Below are 16,557 nucleotides of genomic sequence, written 5' to 3'. Positions count from 1 at the left end.
GTCGAGCAGCCGATCAGCCGATCAGCAATTCTCGGTCATTCCCTAATCGCTTCCAGACCAATAGGGCGGTGAGTCGATAGTAATACCGGGAGGCGTCGGAATGGTCTTTCAGGTGCTGAGTGAGAAACCAGCGCACATGTTTGAGCTGCCAGGTCCAGGGATTATCTCGCTCCCATCGTTGTTGAATGGCTGCTTGCATGGCTCGGGCTTGGCGTAGGTGTCGTTGCTGCGTGACCTTCGAGCCGGTCAGTACGCCGCTCAGGAACAGCGCCATATCGAACGGCTTGGTCATGCTCGACCTCCAATATAGGCCGAAACCACATCGATCCGGTTATGCCCGAGCTCAAGGCTGATTTGTTGGCGCGCCTGTTGATCAAGGTCGCGGTCAATGCGATAGCAGTGGCCACCATTGACTGGTGCCGCGTGCCCAGTGAGCTGTTCGTAGCGCTCGCAGGCGTAGGCCGCTCGCAGTTCATGAAAACCCTTCAGCCCGTGTTCATGCAGCGTTTCTCGGGCGGGGAGCACGGTCTGTTGCAGGAACGCGGCGTAGCTTTCGTCTCGGGCCAGCAAGTTGCGGCTGCGGGGCGGCGACGCATGACGAGCCAGCTGCAACGCCGCTTTCACCTCTTCAGTTGCCACAACCCATCGCGGCGCTGAAGCGCCTGAGCGGCCGCCTTTGGTGCCGTCTTGGATGTTGATGCGGCCTAAGTGTTCGGCTTCGCGGTGCAAGCGTGGCAGGTCAGCCAGGATCGCTTCGCGCAGACGCATACCGGTTGTTCGGGCCAACAGGACAATCGCGGCCACCCGCTCGTGTTGCTGTTTGCCAAGCACCTCGAGTACTCGCCGCACCTGTTGGTGGTCTTGGCCATCCGGCGCGCGGGTGCGTACGGTCGAGCGCTTCTGTCCTAACACCTTACTCGGGCTGGCGATCCTCACGTTCTGATCACCGCGCAGCGCGGCGAGGGTACGGTTGACGCTGCTCAGGCGGTTCTGCGCGGTAGCGATGCAGAGTTCACCTTGCTGGATCTGCTGGCGCAGGTAAGCGGCGTAGTCCTGCAGCGTCCGGCGATCGATCTGGCGCGCATCGTTGTAACCGGGACCGTCCCCTGACCGACACCAGCGCACGAACGCTTGCCAGCGATCAGTATGCGCTTTGACTGTGGCGAAGTGGCCGCCGGCAAACAGATCCTTGAGCGCTTGTGGGCCGGCGTAGCTCAGCTGGCGGCCATAGCCAAAGTTGCGACCATCACGCCGACTGACCAAGGCCATCGTCATCACCGTTTTCGTTTGTTTGCAGAAAGAGCAGCAGGGCTTTCCAGTGAGGGCTGAGCCTGTCCACCTGCTGCCAGTTTGTCGGGCGGATCAGGAGGGCGTTCTCGAGGTGTTGCAGCAGTGCCCCTTCCACACGTAGTTGCTCGATCAGCAGGGCGAGGTTGGTAGGCTCCAGGGGTGGTGTGGCGACAGCGGCAACAGTGGCGACAACCCGCGTCGTTTCTGGCCTGAGGCGTGGCGACAGGGTGGCGACAGAAGCGGCGACACGTCGCGATTCTGGCGGCGCTTGATGTTGCGCTTGGTAACGGCGTACCGCGTCATTGAGGCGGAACATGGCGAACCTCGAAAGTTTTTCCGTCGCGGCTGGTCAGCCAGCGATGAGTGATCAGCACGACCAATAAAGAGGCGGTATGGTCAGCGCTCTTACGGGCAAAACGAGGGCCGTTGCGATTGACGTCGCGAATGGTGAAGTGAGTCCAGCCTTTCTGTACCAGCCAGCGCAGCAGTCGATCCGCCTCTTCGCATCGGCTATTGACCGGCTCCTGTTCGGTCAGGCGCTGGATCTCGGCCAGGTAGTAATCCATCAGCGTGGAGGCGCGCTGTATGTGTGCTTCTTCCAACGCACTGGCCTCTTCCACCATGGCCAGCACACCTGCGATGCGCAGTACATTCGCCGCGGCTTTGCCTGCGACAGGCTGGACGCCGGCTAGCTCACCGAACTCGCCAGACTGGCACTCGATAGTGTCGTGAATATCAATCCAGGCACGCCGGGCACGGGCAGTCAGCTCCAGCGTGGCGGGATTGAGTGAGCCATCCTGGTGAAGCGACCAGGGCTGTTGCAGCAGGGCGGTGATCCGCTGTTGGTAGCGCTGGACCTTGGCATCTCGGGTCAGGTCGATCGCCTTGTAAAGTCGTTGGCCGGCCAGGCGCTCGGGCCAACTGATCAGGCAACGCCCGAGGATGCCTTGGCCATTGATCACCGGGTCTTTGAACAGTTGGTTGGCCAGGTAGGGCTGCAACATCAGATGCAGGCTAAGACGGCGGTCATAGGCGCGCAGGCTTTCTCCGGCCATGGAGCGCGCCCGGTCGATGGGGCTGCCATCCCACAGTGTCGACAAGGTGGTGATCGCCTTGAGCAGGTTTTCTTTGCTCATGGTGGTGCTGCCCAAGAACTGGCCACCTTCATCATTGAATAAGCCCATGCTGGGCAAGCCCTGGCATAGACTTTTGACCAGGGCCTCAATGGTGGGCTCGGCAATGATCAGTCTCGGTGGTACCGGCTCGGACAGCTCACCGCCTTTTGCCTCAGCACGCTTTGTTGAGGTTTTGGGTTTGGCCATGATGGTGGTAGCGGCGCGATAGGTTTTGAGCTTTTCCGCATACAGGGCCCACTGCTGCCGTTCCCAGTCGCGCGCCGCCTTCAGTGCCAGATGGTCCACCGCGCTTTTGCGATCACCCGAGGACGCCACCGTCAGTAGGTAGAGGGACAGCGGATAGGTTCGGCCGTCGAGTTGTACATTGGCATGACCCTGGCTCACTAGGGCAGCAGTAGCCAGCACCGATTGTGCAGCCATGGCGCAGGGTACGCCGATCACCTCGGCCAGTCGTTCGACCGCAGGGCCCAACAGATTCCCGAGTGCTTCGACCGGGTACGGCAGTGGCGTCTGCTGGTATTCCAGCAATGGTTGTGGTGGCTCGAACGCTTCGCACAGTTGCATCGCAATTCTCCTGAGATTATCGACTTCGCCCTCGCTCATCCCGCCACGGTTGTTGAGTGTTATCAGGGATCAAGGCCCCTGCGACCTGTGAGGGTTGTCCACTAACGCGGGACTGGCGGCTCTTTACGACCGGGAGCTTGGGCATCTCATGATCTGGCCTCCTGAACACCGATAGCGGTGGGCGGGTGGAGGCGGCACTGGCTGACGAGACCAGCGCCGCGAGATCCTGAGTCGGGTGAAGGCAGTGATGCGATGACCGGGGCATGCCTGACTGTCAGTCAGGTGCAGTCCATTCCCTGGGCTGCGGCACCATCATCTGCATCGCTATTGCTGGTGACTTCGGTATTTGTCACGCCGATTGTCACGAGGGGAAATGCCGCAAAGCCTTGTACGAGTTGGGCTGCAGAAGCGGTAGGAGCGCCCGTCTCTTTAGGGGGCAAAGAGACGGGCAAAAGGTTGGCGCAAGAAATGGCCACGCGGATAAGTTGCTGCAGAGCAGCCAAGAGGGGGCATGAGTTGCCGCAGTGGGCATTCTGGAAGAAGTGGCATCCATCACATCGCTGTGACCGTGCGAGCCGCCGGACGCTAATCGCACTTAGGGGGAACCACCACGATGTGGCGTAGCCTCAAAGGTTCTGGCTACCTGGGTGCTGTCGAGGACAGCGCTTGTACGGTTCTGGTTTAGCGCTCGTTCTGCTTGCGGTCAACAGCATTTTGGGGGTCACTTTTGCGCCAATCGGTAGCGCTGGAAGACCTTGGAGCCCGGTGGTTTTCCATGGGCGGGTGGTCGTTCGTCGGTTTTTAATGTGAGCCCATGCGAGTGGGAATGCGGAGCCTTCCCGCTCGCGTGGGCTTAGCCGAGAAAGTCCCAAGAGAGAGGCTTACAGCGGCGACAGTCGCCACCTCTGTCGCCATGCTGCAGACCAGGTATTACACGGGTTGTCGCCAGTGTCGCCGCTGTCGCCAAATCAACCATCACTCCCTCTGGGGAGTCATTTTCGGTTACCAGCGGCGTTCGGTGAGCGCTCACCGTATCGGCACGACATTGCAGTTCCTGGTGTCATTGATGGCAGCTGCCGACAGACTACCCGTTGCTGCTTTTTGGATGTGCTCACTCCACCAAGCCATCATCGGACGCCGACGCTCAATGTAGTCAGCTCGGTTGTAAGCGCTTCGGACTTCGTCCTTGTCGACATGCGCCAGCGCGACTTCGATCAGCTCCGGATCCCACCCATGCTCGTTCAGGATGGTGCTGGCCATGGAGCGCATGCCGTGGCTGACCAATCGGTCCTGGAAGCCCATGCGTTTCAACGCCATGTTGGCAGTCTGACTGTTGGCGTGGGTGCGCGGGTTTCTATCTGCCGGGAACACGTATTCCCTGTGGCCGCTGTGGGGCTTGAGCGTCTCTAGTAAGGCGAGTGCCTGTTCGGTCAGCGGGATGGTGTGCGGACGACGCTTTTTCATGCGCTCCGGCGGGATGGTCCAGATGCGTTTGTCGAAGTCGATGTCTGCCCACCGGGTGGTAGCCGCTTCGGCAGGACGGGTCATGGTGTGCAGTTGCCATTCGATCAGGCAGCGGGTGATCCGCTTGATGCTGGCGTTCGCGATTTCGATCATGAGCTCGGAAAGCTCATCGGGTCGTAGCGCGGCCATGTTCTGTTTCTTGGGTTTCTTGAACACTGCGCGAATGCCGCTGAGAGGGTTCGCAAAGATCAGTCCTGAATTGACCCCGTAGGTCATGATCTCGTTGAGCCGTTGGCTCAATCGCTTCACTGTCTCGAGGCTGCCTTTGGCCTCGATTGGGCGAAGCAGTTCGATGACCATCGGTGCGCTGATTTTTGAGAGCGGCGTTGTTTTCAGGTCTGGAAATACATGCAGCGTGAGCGAGCGCCAAATGTCTTCGGCGTACGCCGGCGTGACGGAGTCCTTCTTCAGCTCGAACCAGGCGGTGGCCACGTTCTCGAACGTATGTTCCGTCTCTGCTCGTTTGGCTTCGTCCTGTGCATTGCGTTGCACCTTGGGATCAATGCCTTGTGCAAGCAGCTCGCGCGCTTCCACCACTTTTTTCCTGGCGTTCGCTAGTGAGAGCTCTGGGTACGTGCCCAGCCCCATATTGATGCGATTTTTGGTTACCGGCTCGCGGTAGTTGAAGTTCCACAGCATCGAGCCGTTGCTCCTGACTCGGAGCTGGAGGCCGTCACCATCGCTGAGGACGTAATCCTTGTCTTTTGCCTTGACTGCCTTGAGCTGGCGGTCGGAAAGGCGAAGGGCTGGAGCAGGCATGAGAGCTACCTCTGACACCGTTTTGGTATTCCAAAAAATAGCACCGGCTGGCTTGGAATACCATTTGGAATACCCAAACGGCTGGAACTCAAAAACCCTCTGCGGAGCCAAGTAGCGCTTAAACCCTTGATTTTTCTGGATTTCAGGCACAAAAAAAGACGTCCGTGGACGTCTTTAGATGATGAAGTGGTGGAGCCGGGGGGATTTGAACCCCCGTCCGCCAGTACTCTGCTGTCGGTACTACATGCGTAGCCGTTTCTATTAAGTTAACCCTCAGCGACCCGAAGGGCAGGGTGCTTTGGGCGAGTTGTGTAAGTTTTAGCCGCTTCGTCCACAACGTACTGCACGGCGATTCTGTTCTATATGACAATCACTTTGGGTTTACAGACATCCCCTGGTGATTGCTGGACCCGAAGGTACCAGGAGGGAAGGGCTAAGGCTGCTTACGCAGCGAGAGCGTATTCCCCGTAGGTTTCGTCATTGGCAACTATAGAAAGTTGCAACAGTGGATTTACGAGTTCTGTTACCAACTCGGCATGCACCTAAAGGTTCGCAACCGGCGTCGAATCCTAAACGGCCCCGTGCTTGTTGCTCGATGTGATCGTGAGCGACAAGCCTGCGCAGTGTACGTCAATCGGTCACAGAAGGCCAACCCGAAAGGTTGGCCTTGAGCGGTTGGCGGGTTATGGGTTGCCGCCTTTGTCCAGGTTCTGCAGGTCTTGCAGGGCTTTGGAGGTGATCTCGATACACTTCTTCTCATCACCGGCCGCGTGGGCTGCTTTGGCTTGGGAGACGGCCGTGTCGATCTCGCCGCTTTTGCCACTGGTGTCCGTGGCGAGCAGTGCTTTGCCGTTGTTGATTTTATCCAGGTTGATCTGGCACAGATCTGCTTCGTTGCCTGCGGCAAACACGGGGGAGGCCAGCATCGCAGCGGTAACGAATACACCAGCCAGTACGGAACGCTTCATGGGTATCTCCTTGTGCAAAGAGGTCTCGATGCTGCGCGGTACGTGCGGGCAGCCGGCGAGGTCATGGGTCGGCCCCGGTTGCCCGGGGCTTAAGCAAGTGACTACGCCAGTTCGCAGGGGTTCGTTTTTATTGCGCGGGCCTGGGTTACCCGGTCAACCAGGTAGACCAGGCCGTGGTAATCAATCCCACCGTGCTGGGTCAGACCGATCTCACAGGTGCGGCTGGTGGAGATGCCTTCGCTGCAGTACTGCACGGCGTCCTTGAGGGAGCGCAGGGAGTGGGCGTTGAGTTCCGGGGTGGTGAAGCCTTTATCGCCGGCAAACCCGCAGCAGTGGATGCCTTCGGGGATTACCACGTTGTTGCTGCAACGCCGCGCCAGGTCGATCAGGGCCTGGCTTTCGCCCAGGTGCTGGGTGCTGCAGGTCACATGCACGGCAATCGGTGCATCCTGGGGGGTGAAGTCCAGGCGGTCCATCAGGTGGGTGCGGATAAACCGGACCGGGTCGTAGAGGTCCAGGCGCGTTTGCCCCAGGTCCTGGACCAGGCGCAGGGTGCAGGGGCTGGTGTCGCAGTAGATCGGGTCGAGACCGCCACGGCTGGCGTGGAGCAGGGCGCCGATGAGTTCCTGGCGTTTGTGTTCGGCCTGTTCGGCGTAGCCTTTGGAGGCGAAGGGCTGGCCGCAGCAGAGGCTGTCCGGGTTGTCTGGGATGACCACCTGGTAACCGGCTTTTTCCAGCAGGCCGCGGGTTTTGTCGTACAGCGACATTTGCTCTTTGTCCCCGGCCGCCGGGCCCATTGCCCGCGATACACAGGCCGCGAGGTAGACCACCCGTGGGCGTTCATCGTTGACGGCGGGGCTGAAGCGGATGGCTTTTTCCGGCTGTGGCATGGCGCTGGTCCACTGCGGGATTTGCCCCTTGGACAGCTTGGTCATGGAGGCCGAGAGTTTCGCCAGGCGTGGCGCGCCCAGTAGCATGCGGGCGCCGTCGGCCACATGCAGGGTGAAGCGTGCGCCTTGCAGTGCGGTGGAGAAGTGGCTGGCCAGCCACTCGGCGGTTTTCGTACTGCCTGCTTCACGGCTGCGCAGTTTTTTCACCAGGTCGCCGGTATTGATGCCTACCGGGCAGCGCTGGGCGCACAGCCCGGTGGCGGCACAGGTGTCGATGCCCTGATAGTGATACGCCGCTTCCAGCTCGGTGGTGTCGATGCCGGCGCGTTTGCGCGCCTGGATATCACGCCAGATCACGATGCGTTGGCGCGGGCTCAGGGTCAGGCCCTTGGAGGGGCATACCGGCTCACAGAAACCGCACTCGATGCACTTATCCACAATCTCATCGGCGGCGGGCAGGGGCTTGAGGTTTTTAAGGTGGATTTGCGGATCTTCGCTGAGCACCACGTCTGGGTTGAGAATGCCGTTGGGATCGAGCAGGCGCTTGAGTTGCCACATCAACTGATAGGCATCGCTGCCCCACTCCAGTTCGACGAAGGGCGCCATGTTACGACCGGTGCCGTGTTCGGCTTTCAGCGAACCGCCGAACTCCACGGCCACCAGTTGTGCCACGTCATCCATGAACGCTTGATAGCGTGTGACTTCTTCGGCGCTGTTGAAGCCTTGGGTGAACACAAAGTGCAGATTGCCTTCCAGGGCGTGTCCGAAAAGGATGGCTTCGTCGTAGTGATGTTTGTCGAACAGCTCGATCAAGCGGTTCACACCAATGGCCAGTTGCTCCACCGGGAAGGTCACGTCTTCGATGATTACCGTGGTGCCGGTCTTGCGTACGGCGCCTACGGCGGGGAAGGTGTCCTTGCGGATCGCCCACAGGCGCGCGTTTTCCAGCGGGTCTTCGGTGAAGTCGACTTGCTTCTCGACCGGGAAGTCGGCCAGCGAGGCCATGATCAGCGCCAGTTGCTCATGCAGCAATGTGGATGAGGCGGCGCGGGATTCGATTAATAGCGCGCAGGCACTTTCCGATAGTTGTTGTACGAAAGCGGGCATACCGGGTTTGTCCTGCACCGAGCGCATGCTGCGTCGGTCCAGTAGCTCAACCGCTGACACCGGCTGGGTTTTCAGCACGGTTACGGCGTTGCAGCAGGTTTCTACATCCGGGAATACGATCAGGGCCGAAGCTTTGTTCGGGTGATCAATGACGGTGTCGTAGGTCACTGCGCTGATAAAGCCCAGAGTGCCTTCGGAACCCACCAGCAGATGGCTGAGGATATCCAGTGGCTCGTCGAAGTCCACCAGGGCATTGAGTGACAGCCCGGTGGTGTTTTTCAGGCGGTATTTATGGCGAATTTTTGCCGCCAATTCAGGATTGGCCCGGGTCTCGCGGCCCAGGGTGGCCAGGCGCTCAAGCAACTGGCTGTGTTGTTGGCGGAACGCCGCGACGCTGGTGGCGTCCTCGGTATCGAGGCGGCTGCCGTCGGCCAGCACCAGGCGAATCCCGGCCAGGGTGTGGTAGGTGTTCTGGGCGGTGCCGCAGCACATGCCGCTGGCATTGTTGGCGACAATCCCACCGATCTTGCAGGCGTTGATTGACGCCGGATCCGGACCGATCTTGCGCCCGAACGGCGCAAGCCAGGCATTGGCCTGGGCCCCAATGACGCCGGGCTGCAGGCGGATTTGCGTACCTTGGCCACGAATCTCACGCCCGTTCCAGTTATCGCCGAGCACGATCAGCACCGAATCGCTGATGGCCTGGCCGGAGAGGCTGGTGCCGGCTGCGCGAAAGGTCACTGGCACGCGGTCACGTTGCGCCAGTTGCAGCAACTCGACCACTTCATCTTCCGATTCGACGCGCACCACCAGTTGTGGGATCAGTCGGTAAAAACTGGCGTCGGTGCCGAAAGCCAGGGTGGAAAGAGGATCGTCGAAGCGTCGATCTTTCGGGATCAGTCGTGCGACGGCATCCAGGAACGCGATGGGCAGACTCATGGGGCCTCCAGGATCAGCAGCACCCAGTCTGGGGAGCCTTGGCGCCACGGTCCTGCAGACTGGGTTGTGAATAGCTGACGCCGCAAAGCGGTTGCGGCGTCGGTTCTTACGGTATTGCCTGTGGTCTTAATGCACCAGCATGCCGGTGAACCAGTACGCCTGGGCGTAGGTGATCAGGCCGACAATCGTGGCGAAAAACAGGCTGTGCTTGAGGGTAAAGCGGAACAGGTCGGATTCCTTGCCGACCAGGCCGGTCGCGGCGCAGGCCACGGCGATCGACTGTGGCGAGATCATCTTGCCGGTCACGCCGCCACTGGTGTTTGCCGCTACCAGCAGGGTGTCGCTGACGCCGATCTGGTGTGCGGTGGTGGCTTGCAGGGAGCTGAACAGGGCGTTGGACGAGGTATCGGAACCCGTGAGGAACACACCCAGCCAGCCGAGGAACGGCGAGAAGAACGGGAATGCCGCGCCGGTGCCGGCCAACACCAGAGCCATGGTCGAAGACATCCCGGAGTAGTTGGTCACGAATGCGAACGCCAGCACCATGCCGATGGACAGGATCGGCCAGCGCAACTCGTAGAAGGTCTCTTTCAAAGTGGTCAGACCAGTTTTGAAATTGATCTTCAGCACCAGCATGGAGATCAGTGCGGAGAAGAAAATCGCCGTGCCGGTGGCGGAAATCGGGTCCAGCTTGAACACCGCTGGAATGGCCGTCGCGTTGGTGACGATGGGTGCAACCTTGATCACCATCTGGTCCAGGTGCGGAATCGCAAAGTTGAACACCCAGCTGTACATCGAGCCGCCGGCGGCGAACATCGCCTTGAACGGCTTGAGGGTCCAGATGGTCACCAGCACGGTCAGGATCAGGAACGGCGACCAGGCTTTGAAAATCTCCATCAGGCTGTAAGGCGAAGCAACGGAAGTGCGCGGCTGGCCGAAACCGCCGACGCTGCCGGTAACCGAAACGCTGGAGGTGGCACCAGCAATCTGTGCGCCCGCTGTACGCTTGGGCTGCCAGACTTTCAGGAACAGGGTCAGGGAGATTAGGCTGGCCAGGGCCGAGGTGATATCCGGCAGTTCCGGGCCGATGAAGTTGGAGGTGAAGTACTGGGTGATGGCAAAGCTCAAGCCGGCCACCAGTGCCGCAGGCCAGGTTTCCTTGACGCCGCGCAGGCCGTCCATCATGAACACCAGCCAGAACGGCACGAACAGGGACAGCAGCGGCAACTGGCGGCCGGTCATGGCGCCGATCTTGAAGGCGTCGATGCCGGTGACCTGGCCGGCCACGATGATCGGGATCCCCAGGGCGCCGAACGCCACTGGCGCGGTGTTGGCAATCAGGCACAGGCCGGCGGCGTACAGTGGGTTGAACCCCAGGCCGACCAGCAGCGCGGCCGTAATCGCCACGGGTGCGCCGAAACCGGCGGCACCTTCCAGGAATGCGCCGAAGCAGAAGCCGATCAGCAGCACTTGCAGGCGCTGGTCATCGGTAATCGACAGCACCGAGCTGCGGATCACTTCGAACTGGCCACTCTTGACCGTCAGTTTGTAGAGGAATACCGCGGCGACGATGATCCAGGCGATTGGCCACAGGCCGTAGGCAAAGCCATAGCCGGCAGCGGCGAATGCCATATCGACCGGCATCTGGAAGGCAAATATCGCCACCAGGATCGACAGCGCCAGGGTGATGCTCCCGGCAACATGGCCTTTAAGGCGAAACACCGCCAGGGCCAGGAAGAAAAATATGATCGGGATAACGGCGGCCAGTGCGGACAGGCCAAGGCTGCCGAGTGGGCTGTAGAGCTGTTGCCAGGTTTGCATATGGGGTGGCCCCTAATTGTTGTTGGTCATGCATGCTCAGCTGATTTGGATAATTGGTAAGACCAATTTACAATCGCTGTTGGCTAGGTTAAGAGCCTTCGGGGTGGCGTGTCAATTTGCCGCTTGAGAAACTTTGGTCGTATGTCGGCGGGGCGGGGTCTGATCGGTGCAATCAAAGGGGTTCTGATAGGTGCCGACGCCGCCGCAATAGGCCAGAATAGAGGGCCCGGCGAGTGGCCGGGATCGTGGAGAGTCAGTTATGGCGTTTGATCAGGTGCGTCAGCGCCGTTTGTCCGACGATATTGTCGAGCAGCTTGAGGGGATGATCCTTGAGGGCACGTTGAAGTCGGGTGAGCGATTGCCAGCCGAGCGCGCACTGGCTGAACAGTTCGGTGTGTCGCGTCCGTCATTGCGCGAGGCGATCCAGAAGCTGGCGGCCAAGGGGCTGTTGGTCAGTCGCCAGGGCGGCGGCAATTATGTGGTGGAGACGCTGGGTTCAACCTTCAGCGATCCATTGTTGCATCTGCTGGAAAGCAACCCCGAAGCCCAGCGTGATCTGTTGGAATTTCGTCAGACGCTTGAAGCGTCTTGCGCTTATTACGCCGCCTTGCGTGCCACGGAAGTGGATCGCGAACGGCTGACTGCCGCCTTTGACGCCTTGCAGGATTGCTATGCGCGGGATGATGAGGTGAGTCGCATTGAAGAAGGCGCGGCCGACGCCAGGTTTCACTTGGCTATCGCCGAAGCCAGCCACAACGCGGTATTGCTGCACACCATCCGGGGCTTGTTTGATTTGCTCAAGCGTAACGTGGTGACCAATATCGGCGGCATGTACCAGCAACGCACCGAAACCCGGGATATGCTGATCAACCAGCATCGGGATTTGTATCTGGCGATTATCGAGGGGCGGGCGGAACAGGCGCGCGAGGTCTCAACACGTCACCTGCTGTATGTGCAGGAAGTGTTGGAAGAGGTGCGTCAGGAAGTGCAGCGTATGGCTCGGGCAGAGCGGCGCAAGGGGATATAGCCTGCAATTGCGGCGCAGGGAGCAGGCTCCCTGGCCACATCGGCTCGCTTCAAGAGGCGGGGAAGATCAGTCTTCCTTGCCCTTGTTGCGTACGGCGCGCTGCAATTCCCGATTGGAGTCGCGTTCGCGCTCGGTATCACGCTTGTCGTATTCCTTCTTGCCCTTGCCCAGTGCGATCTCGCACTTGACCAGGTGCTTGCTCCAGTACCACGACAGGCAGACGCAGGCATAACCCTTCTGCTGGACCGCAGCAGCGAGCTTTTCCAGTTCGCGGGCATTGAGCAGCAGCTTGCGTGTGCGCACCGGGTCGGCAATGACGTGGGTACTGGCGGTCATCAACGGCGTGATATGACTGCCGAGCAGCCAGGCCTCGCCATCCTTGAGCAGCACGTAACTGTCGACCAGTTGCAACTTGCTGGCGCGCAGACTTTTTACTTCCCAGCCGGCCAGGACCAGACCAGCCTCGAACCGATGTTCGATGAAGTAATCGTGTCGCGCCTTTTTGTTCTGCGCGATGGTCCCTGTTGGGTGTTTCTTTTGTTTAGCCATAGGGGCGGCATTATAGGCAGTTGCGAGCGTGTCGGCTACGGTCAACCTGCGTGCTTGAGCGTGTTGGATGAATCCCGGACAATACCGCCAGTTTTCTGGTTTTTTTCTCTCGCGAATCGGGCAGTCTTTTCGCGATGTTTGCCGCTCAGCTTCGGAAATAACGCTCCCATGACGACGCATATTCAACGCTCGGCCCTGCTGCCTTACCCGGCGCAAGCGCTCTATGACCTGGTCAATGACGTGGCGAGCTACCCGGATTTCCTGCCCTGGTGCTCCTCATCCACGGTGCTGGAGAGCAGCGATGAGCATATGCGCGCGAGCCTGGAGGTATCCAAGGGCGGGCTTGGTCAGAAGTTTGTGACGAGTAATGTGCTGGTTCCCGGTCAGTCGATTGAGATGAATCTGGAAGAAGGGCCGTTCACTCAACTGCACGGCGTCTGGGTGTTCAAGCCGCTGGGGGAGAAGGCGTGCAAGATCAGCCTGGACCTGACGTTTGATTACGCAGGCTCCATTGTGCGCGCGACCTTGGGGCCGCTGTTCAATCAGGCGGCGAATACCCTGGTGGATGCGTTTTGCCAGCGGGCCAAGCAACTGCATGGCTGAGCCGTTGATCGAAATTGAGGTGGTCTACGCTGCGGTAGACCGGCAACGGTTGTTGAGCCTGGCGGTTGCGCCGGGTACGAGCCTGAGGGCTGCGGTGCTGGCGTCGGGCATTGCGGCACAGTTTCCCGAGCTGGATATCGCCGCTTGCCCCTTGGGGATTTTCGGCAAGGTTGTGGCGGACGCTGAAACCCGTAATGTCCAGGTCGGCGATCGCATCGAGATTTATCGCCCCTTGCTCGCGGATCCCAAAGAGGTCAGGCGCTTGCGAGCAGCTAAAGCGGCTGAAGCCCGGCGGCAAAATCCATAACCTGTGAAATAGCAGGCAACAAAAAGCCCGGCATGCCGGGCTTTTTGTTGAGCGATACAAATTATTGCGGGGCTGTATCCAGAGGTTCTGGCGTTGGCACCGGAACGGTTTCCACGCTGTCGATGTCTTTCTGGATGGTATCCAGCAAGGAGCCAGGCTTGGCCGGCACCTCGGACTTGGGTTTTTCAGCATTCTGCGCTGGCGCAGTGACGCTGGTCCCGCTGTCCTTGCCCAACAGGGCTTCATCACGGCTTACGCCGGGCATGAAGTCACCGGAAAGGCTGACCAGTTGGTCGTTGCCATTAAAGATGACACTGACGCGCTCCTGTTGGCGCTCTCCGCCTCCAGGCTGCAGGCTATAGAGATAATCCCAGCGATCGGCATGGAATGTGTCGGTCAGCAGGGGATTGCCCATGATAAACCGTACTTGCCGTCGGGTCATTCCCGGGCGTAACTGGTCTATCATGTCCTGCGTGACGACATTGCCCTGCTGGATGTCGATTTTGTAAACCCCGGGGAATGAACAACCGGCGAGTGCGAGCAGTCCCACAAGGGTGAAACTGGTTAGCAAGAGCTTGGTGTTTTGCATCGGTGGGCGACTTCCACTATCTTGGCTGGGACAACGTAAACGCCGATCATACCCGTATTAAGAGAAGCTGCGAAGCAGCATCCGCGAGAAAGCTAACCATGGTTGAAAATAGCGAACTACGCAAAGCCGGTCTTAAAGTGACTCTGCCACGAGTCAAGATTCTACAAATGCTCGATTCCGCCGAGCAGCGCCACATGAGTGCCGAGGATGTTTACAAGGCGCTGATGGAGTCTAACGAGGACGTCGGCCTGGCCACGGTTTACCGTGTACTGACCCAGTTCGAAGCCGCAGGGCTGGTGGTTCGTCATAATTTCGACGGCGGTCATGCGGTGTTTGAATTGGCTGACGGTGGTCATCACGACCACATGGTTGACCTGGATACCAATGAGGTTATTGAGTTCACCAGCCCGGCAATCGAAAAGCTTCAGCACGAAATCGCTGAGGAGCATGGATTCGATTTGGTTGACCACAATCTTGTGTTGTACATCCGTAAGAAAAAGTAAAAAAGCGCTGCAGATTCGCTCTGCGCAACGATCGAAGGCGACCCTAGGGTCGCCTTCATGCTATCTGCCGCCAGAGAAAATCCGATAAAAAAGGATTCAAGCCTTCGCCGTTACCACCATTTTCTTCGCGTGGGCCAGGGACTCCTTGGTCAGGTCGATGCCGCCAAGCATGCGCGCGACTTCTTCCACCCGTTCGGTCTTGTTCAGCTTGGACACGGCGGTATGTGTCGCGTCGCTGCCCCGTACCTTGTGCACAAATAGATGTTGATGCCCTTGGGCTGCAACTTGGGGCAAGTGGGTAACGGTCAGCACTTGTCCGCGTTCACCCAGGCGGCGCAACAATTGGCCGACAATTTCAGCGGTCGGCCCGCCAATCCCCACGTCCACTTCGTCGAAGACCAGGGTCGGTACGCGCGAGGTCTGGGCGGTAATAACCTGGATTGCCAGGCTGATCCGTGACAGTTCGCCGCCGGAGGCGACTTTGGCCAGAGCCTTCAGGGGTTGGCCCGGGTTGGCGCTTACCAGCAATTCGACCTGTTCCAGGCCATTGGGCTGTAGTTCGTTGCCACTGTTGGCGTGCAACTCGATGGTGAAGCGTCCACCTGGCATGCCCAGGCGTTGGATCTCCTGCTCAACGGCGCAGGCCAGTCCGGTTGCGGCCTGGTGCCGCAGGTCGCTCAGTTCTCGGGCCTTTTCCTGGTAATGACGGGCAAAGGAAGCCAGTTCATCGCCCAGGCGCTCGATGGATTCATCATTGGCATTCAGGGTTTCGATCTCGTCCAGCAGCTTTTGCTGCATGGCCGCCACTTCGGTCGGCTGGATCCGATGTTTGCGCGCCAGGGTATAAATAGTGTCGAGGCGCTCTTCGATCTCTTGCAGGCGGGCCGGGTCAGCATCGAAGTGGTCAAGGAAGCGGTTCAGTTCACCAACGGCCTCTTCGACCTGGATCTGCGCACTGGTCAGCAGGGTGGTGGCTTCATTCAGGGAGCCAGAGCCACTGTTTACGCTCGACAGGCGGTTAAGGCTTGCCGTCAGTGCGTTCAGTACATTGCCTGAGTCACTTTCGCTGCATTGCTCGACAACCTGGCGGCAGATGCCCAGCAGGGTTTCGGCATTGGTCAGGTTCTTGTGCTCCTGCTCCAGCTGTTCCAGCTCGGTTTCGCCCAGGCCCAGGCTTTCCAGTTCTTCCAGCTGATAGCTGAGGAGTTGGTGGCGGGCGCGTTGCTCGTCGCCGGAATTGGACAGGCGCTCCAGTTCCAGGCGGGTCTGGCGCCAGCGTTGTGCGGCCAATTGCACCTGGCGGGCGAGGTCGGTGGCGCCGGCGTATTCATCCAGCAGTCGGCGATGGGTATCGGTTTTCAGCAGGGATTGATGTTCGTGCTGGCTGTGGATGTCGATCAGCAGCTCGCCGAGGGCCTTCAGGTCGCCGAGGGGGCAGGGCGTGCCATTGATGTAGCCCCGCGAGCGGCCTTCGGCGGTAATCACCCGGCGCAGAATGCACGGGCTATCGCTGTCAAGGTCGCGCTCGGCCAGCCAGGCGCTGGCTTCCGGAATATCTGCCAGGTCAAAGGTCGCCAGAATATCGGCCTTGTCTGCACCGGGGCGAACCACGCCGCTGTCGGCGCGATCACCCAGGGTCAGGCCCAGGGCGTCGAGCATGATCGACTTGCCGGCGCCGGTTTCGCCTGTGATTACGCTCATCCCGCGATCCAGTTCAAGATCCAGATGCTCAACGATGGCGTAGTTATGTACGGACAGGTGAACCAGCATAGTGGCCGCTCCCAGGCTTTAGGTCTGGTTATTTATACAGTGTTTTGTTCGGCGCTGACAATCCTGCGACTTAGCTCAATTTGCTTGGATAAAGGGTTTTTTTAGCTCTATGTGGAATGTGCGGGAAAGTGTGAGTCGGGGTATGTCCGCCCTTGAACCTGGAAATTGTGGCCCCATATACCGGAACAGAAGCGCGAGTTGAGTTCGCGCA

Annotated in this window: 15 protein-coding genes and 1 other RNA gene; 4 read left to right on the top strand and 12 right to left on the bottom strand. The window is 59.5% G+C overall.

Annotation, left to right across the window (positions count from 1 at the left end; translation table 11 throughout):
• Window positions 1–13: 13 nt before the first annotated feature.
• The 9 genes from HBO24_RS19990 to HBO24_RS19950 all read right to left on the bottom strand — a co-directional run bounded on the left by HBO24_RS19990 (window position 14) and on the right by HBO24_RS19950 (window position 10,998).
• Window positions 14–292 carry a hypothetical protein gene (locus HBO24_RS19990; RefSeq protein WP_170060145.1) on the bottom strand — a complete coding sequence of 93 codons (279 nt, stop codon included), beginning with the start codon at window positions 290–292 and terminating at the stop codon, window positions 14–16.
• Window positions 289–1,269, bottom strand: a complete 981-nt coding sequence (locus HBO24_RS19985; RefSeq protein ID WP_170060192.1) for an integrase domain-containing protein — start codon at window positions 1,267–1,269, stop codon at window positions 289–291. Before HBO24_RS19985 ends, HBO24_RS19990 begins: the two co-directional genes overlap by 4 nt.
• Entirely contained in the window at window positions 1,247–1,606 is a 360-nt protein-coding gene (locus HBO24_RS19980; RefSeq protein WP_170060144.1) for a hypothetical protein, read from the bottom strand. The genes HBO24_RS19985 and HBO24_RS19980 overlap by 23 nt, the downstream gene beginning before the upstream one ends.
• A complete protein-coding gene (locus HBO24_RS19975; RefSeq protein WP_170060143.1) occupies window positions 1,590–2,990 on the bottom strand; it encodes a YfjI family protein in 1,401 nt (466 codons plus the stop codon). The genes HBO24_RS19980 and HBO24_RS19975 overlap by 17 nt, the downstream gene beginning before the upstream one ends.
• Before the next feature lie 1,026 nt (window positions 2,991–4,016).
• Window positions 4,017–5,273, bottom strand: coding sequence for an integrase domain-containing protein (locus tag HBO24_RS19970; RefSeq protein ID WP_046031904.1), 1,257 nt, complete (start codon window positions 5,271–5,273; stop codon window positions 4,017–4,019).
• Window positions 5,274–5,460: 187 nt separating this feature from the next.
• Window positions 5,461–5,854: a transfer-messenger RNA gene (gene ssrA, locus HBO24_RS19965) on the bottom strand.
• Window positions 5,855–5,956: 102 nt separating this feature from the next.
• Window positions 5,957–6,241 carry a hypothetical protein gene (locus tag HBO24_RS19960; RefSeq protein ID WP_057440183.1) on the bottom strand — a complete coding sequence of 95 codons (285 nt, stop codon included), beginning with the start codon at window positions 6,239–6,241 and terminating at the stop codon, window positions 5,957–5,959.
• Between the two features lie 101 nt (window positions 6,242–6,342).
• The gene (locus HBO24_RS19955) at window positions 6,343–9,177 is read right to left on the bottom strand and encodes an FAD-binding and (Fe-S)-binding domain-containing protein (protein ID WP_170060142.1); all 2,835 of its coding nucleotides are present in this window, start codon (window positions 9,175–9,177) and stop codon (window positions 6,343–6,345) included.
• A gap of 126 nt (window positions 9,178–9,303) precedes the next feature.
• Window positions 9,304–10,998 carry a lactate permease LctP family transporter gene (locus HBO24_RS19950; protein ID WP_057440181.1) on the bottom strand — a complete coding sequence of 565 codons (1,695 nt, stop codon included), beginning with the start codon at window positions 10,996–10,998 and terminating at the stop codon, window positions 9,304–9,306.
• 259 nt (window positions 10,999–11,257) lie between these two features.
• Between HBO24_RS19950 and HBO24_RS19945 the strand changes: the two genes are divergently transcribed.
• Complete coding sequence (locus tag HBO24_RS19945) at window positions 11,258–12,025, top strand: FCD domain-containing protein (RefSeq protein WP_057440180.1); 768 nt, start codon at window positions 11,258–11,260, stop codon at window positions 12,023–12,025.
• Between the two features lie 66 nt (window positions 12,026–12,091).
• Here HBO24_RS19945 and smpB read toward each other — a convergent pair whose 3' ends face one another.
• A complete protein-coding gene (smpB, locus tag HBO24_RS19940; protein WP_029299012.1) occupies window positions 12,092–12,574 on the bottom strand; it encodes an SsrA-binding protein SmpB in 483 nt (160 codons plus the stop codon).
• A gap of 168 nt (window positions 12,575–12,742) precedes the next feature.
• On the opposite strand from smpB, the gene HBO24_RS19935 reads away from it, so the two are divergent.
• Together HBO24_RS19935 and HBO24_RS19930 are read left to right on the top strand one after the other, a co-directional pair.
• Window positions 12,743–13,177: a type II toxin-antitoxin system RatA family toxin gene (locus HBO24_RS19935; RefSeq protein ID WP_057440179.1), complete on the top strand. Its 435-nt coding sequence runs from the start codon at window positions 12,743–12,745 to the stop codon at window positions 13,175–13,177.
• Window positions 13,170–13,484, top strand: coding sequence for an RnfH family protein (locus HBO24_RS19930; RefSeq protein ID WP_170060141.1), 315 nt, complete (start codon window positions 13,170–13,172; stop codon window positions 13,482–13,484). Before HBO24_RS19935 ends, HBO24_RS19930 begins: the two co-directional genes overlap by 8 nt.
• Window positions 13,485–13,545: 61 nt before the next feature.
• Here HBO24_RS19930 and HBO24_RS19925 read toward each other — a convergent pair whose 3' ends face one another.
• Window positions 13,546–14,073 carry an outer membrane protein assembly factor BamE gene (locus tag HBO24_RS19925; RefSeq protein WP_057960664.1) on the bottom strand — a complete coding sequence of 176 codons (528 nt, stop codon included), beginning with the start codon at window positions 14,071–14,073 and terminating at the stop codon, window positions 13,546–13,548.
• Between the two features lie 98 nt (window positions 14,074–14,171).
• Between HBO24_RS19925 and fur the strand changes: the two genes are divergently transcribed.
• Window positions 14,172–14,576, top strand: a complete 405-nt coding sequence (gene fur, locus HBO24_RS19920) for a ferric iron uptake transcriptional regulator (protein WP_010562662.1) — start codon at window positions 14,172–14,174, stop codon at window positions 14,574–14,576.
• 96 nt (window positions 14,577–14,672) lie between these two features.
• On the opposite strand, the gene recN is transcribed toward fur, so the two are convergent.
• Entirely contained in the window at window positions 14,673–16,346 is a 1,674-nt protein-coding gene (gene recN / locus HBO24_RS19915) for a DNA repair protein RecN (RefSeq protein WP_057440176.1), read from the bottom strand.
• Between the last annotated feature and the right edge of the window lie 211 nt (window positions 16,347–16,557).

The organism is Pseudomonas sp. WS 5410, from assembly GCF_012985645.1.
Taxonomy (GTDB): Bacteria; Pseudomonadota; Gammaproteobacteria; order Pseudomonadales; family Pseudomonadaceae; genus Aquipseudomonas; species Aquipseudomonas shahriarae.
Note: the sequence above shows the minus strand (reverse complement) of the source record. Positions and strands in the feature narration are given on the sequence as shown.

Coding starts and splice junctions, on each gene's coding strand:
- HBO24_RS19990 (WP_170060145.1), bottom strand. CDS start 292: ATGACCAAGCCGTTCGATATGGCGCTGTTCCTGAGCGGCGTACTGACC.
- HBO24_RS19985 (WP_170060192.1), bottom strand. CDS start 1,269: ATGGCCTTGGTCAGTCGGCGTGATGGTCGCAACTTTGGCTATGGCCGC.
- HBO24_RS19980 (WP_170060144.1), bottom strand. CDS start 1,606: ATGTTCCGCCTCAATGACGCGGTACGCCGTTACCAAGCGCAACATCAA.
- HBO24_RS19975 (WP_170060143.1), bottom strand. CDS start 2,990: ATGCAACTGTGCGAAGCGTTCGAGCCACCACAACCATTGCTGGAATAC.
- HBO24_RS19970 (WP_046031904.1), bottom strand. CDS start 5,273: ATGCCTGCTCCAGCCCTTCGCCTTTCCGACCGCCAGCTCAAGGCAGTC.
- HBO24_RS19960 (WP_057440183.1), bottom strand. CDS start 6,241: ATGAAGCGTTCCGTACTGGCTGGTGTATTCGTTACCGCTGCGATGCTG.
- HBO24_RS19955 (WP_170060142.1), bottom strand. CDS start 9,177: ATGAGTCTGCCCATCGCGTTCCTGGATGCCGTCGCACGACTGATCCCG.
- HBO24_RS19950 (WP_057440181.1), bottom strand. CDS start 10,998: ATGCAAACCTGGCAACAGCTCTACAGCCCACTCGGCAGCCTTGGCCTG.
- HBO24_RS19945 (WP_057440180.1), top strand. CDS start 11,258: ATGGCGTTTGATCAGGTGCGTCAGCGCCGTTTGTCCGACGATATTGTC.
- smpB (WP_029299012.1), bottom strand. CDS start 12,574: ATGGCTAAACAAAAGAAACACCCAACAGGGACCATCGCGCAGAACAAA.
- HBO24_RS19935 (WP_057440179.1), top strand. CDS start 12,743: ATGACGACGCATATTCAACGCTCGGCCCTGCTGCCTTACCCGGCGCAA.
- HBO24_RS19930 (WP_170060141.1), top strand. CDS start 13,170: ATGGCTGAGCCGTTGATCGAAATTGAGGTGGTCTACGCTGCGGTAGAC.
- HBO24_RS19925 (WP_057960664.1), bottom strand. CDS start 14,073: ATGCAAAACACCAAGCTCTTGCTAACCAGTTTCACCCTTGTGGGACTG.
- fur (WP_010562662.1), top strand. CDS start 14,172: ATGGTTGAAAATAGCGAACTACGCAAAGCCGGTCTTAAAGTGACTCTG.
- recN (WP_057440176.1), bottom strand. CDS start 16,346: ATGCTGGTTCACCTGTCCGTACATAACTACGCCATCGTTGAGCATCTG.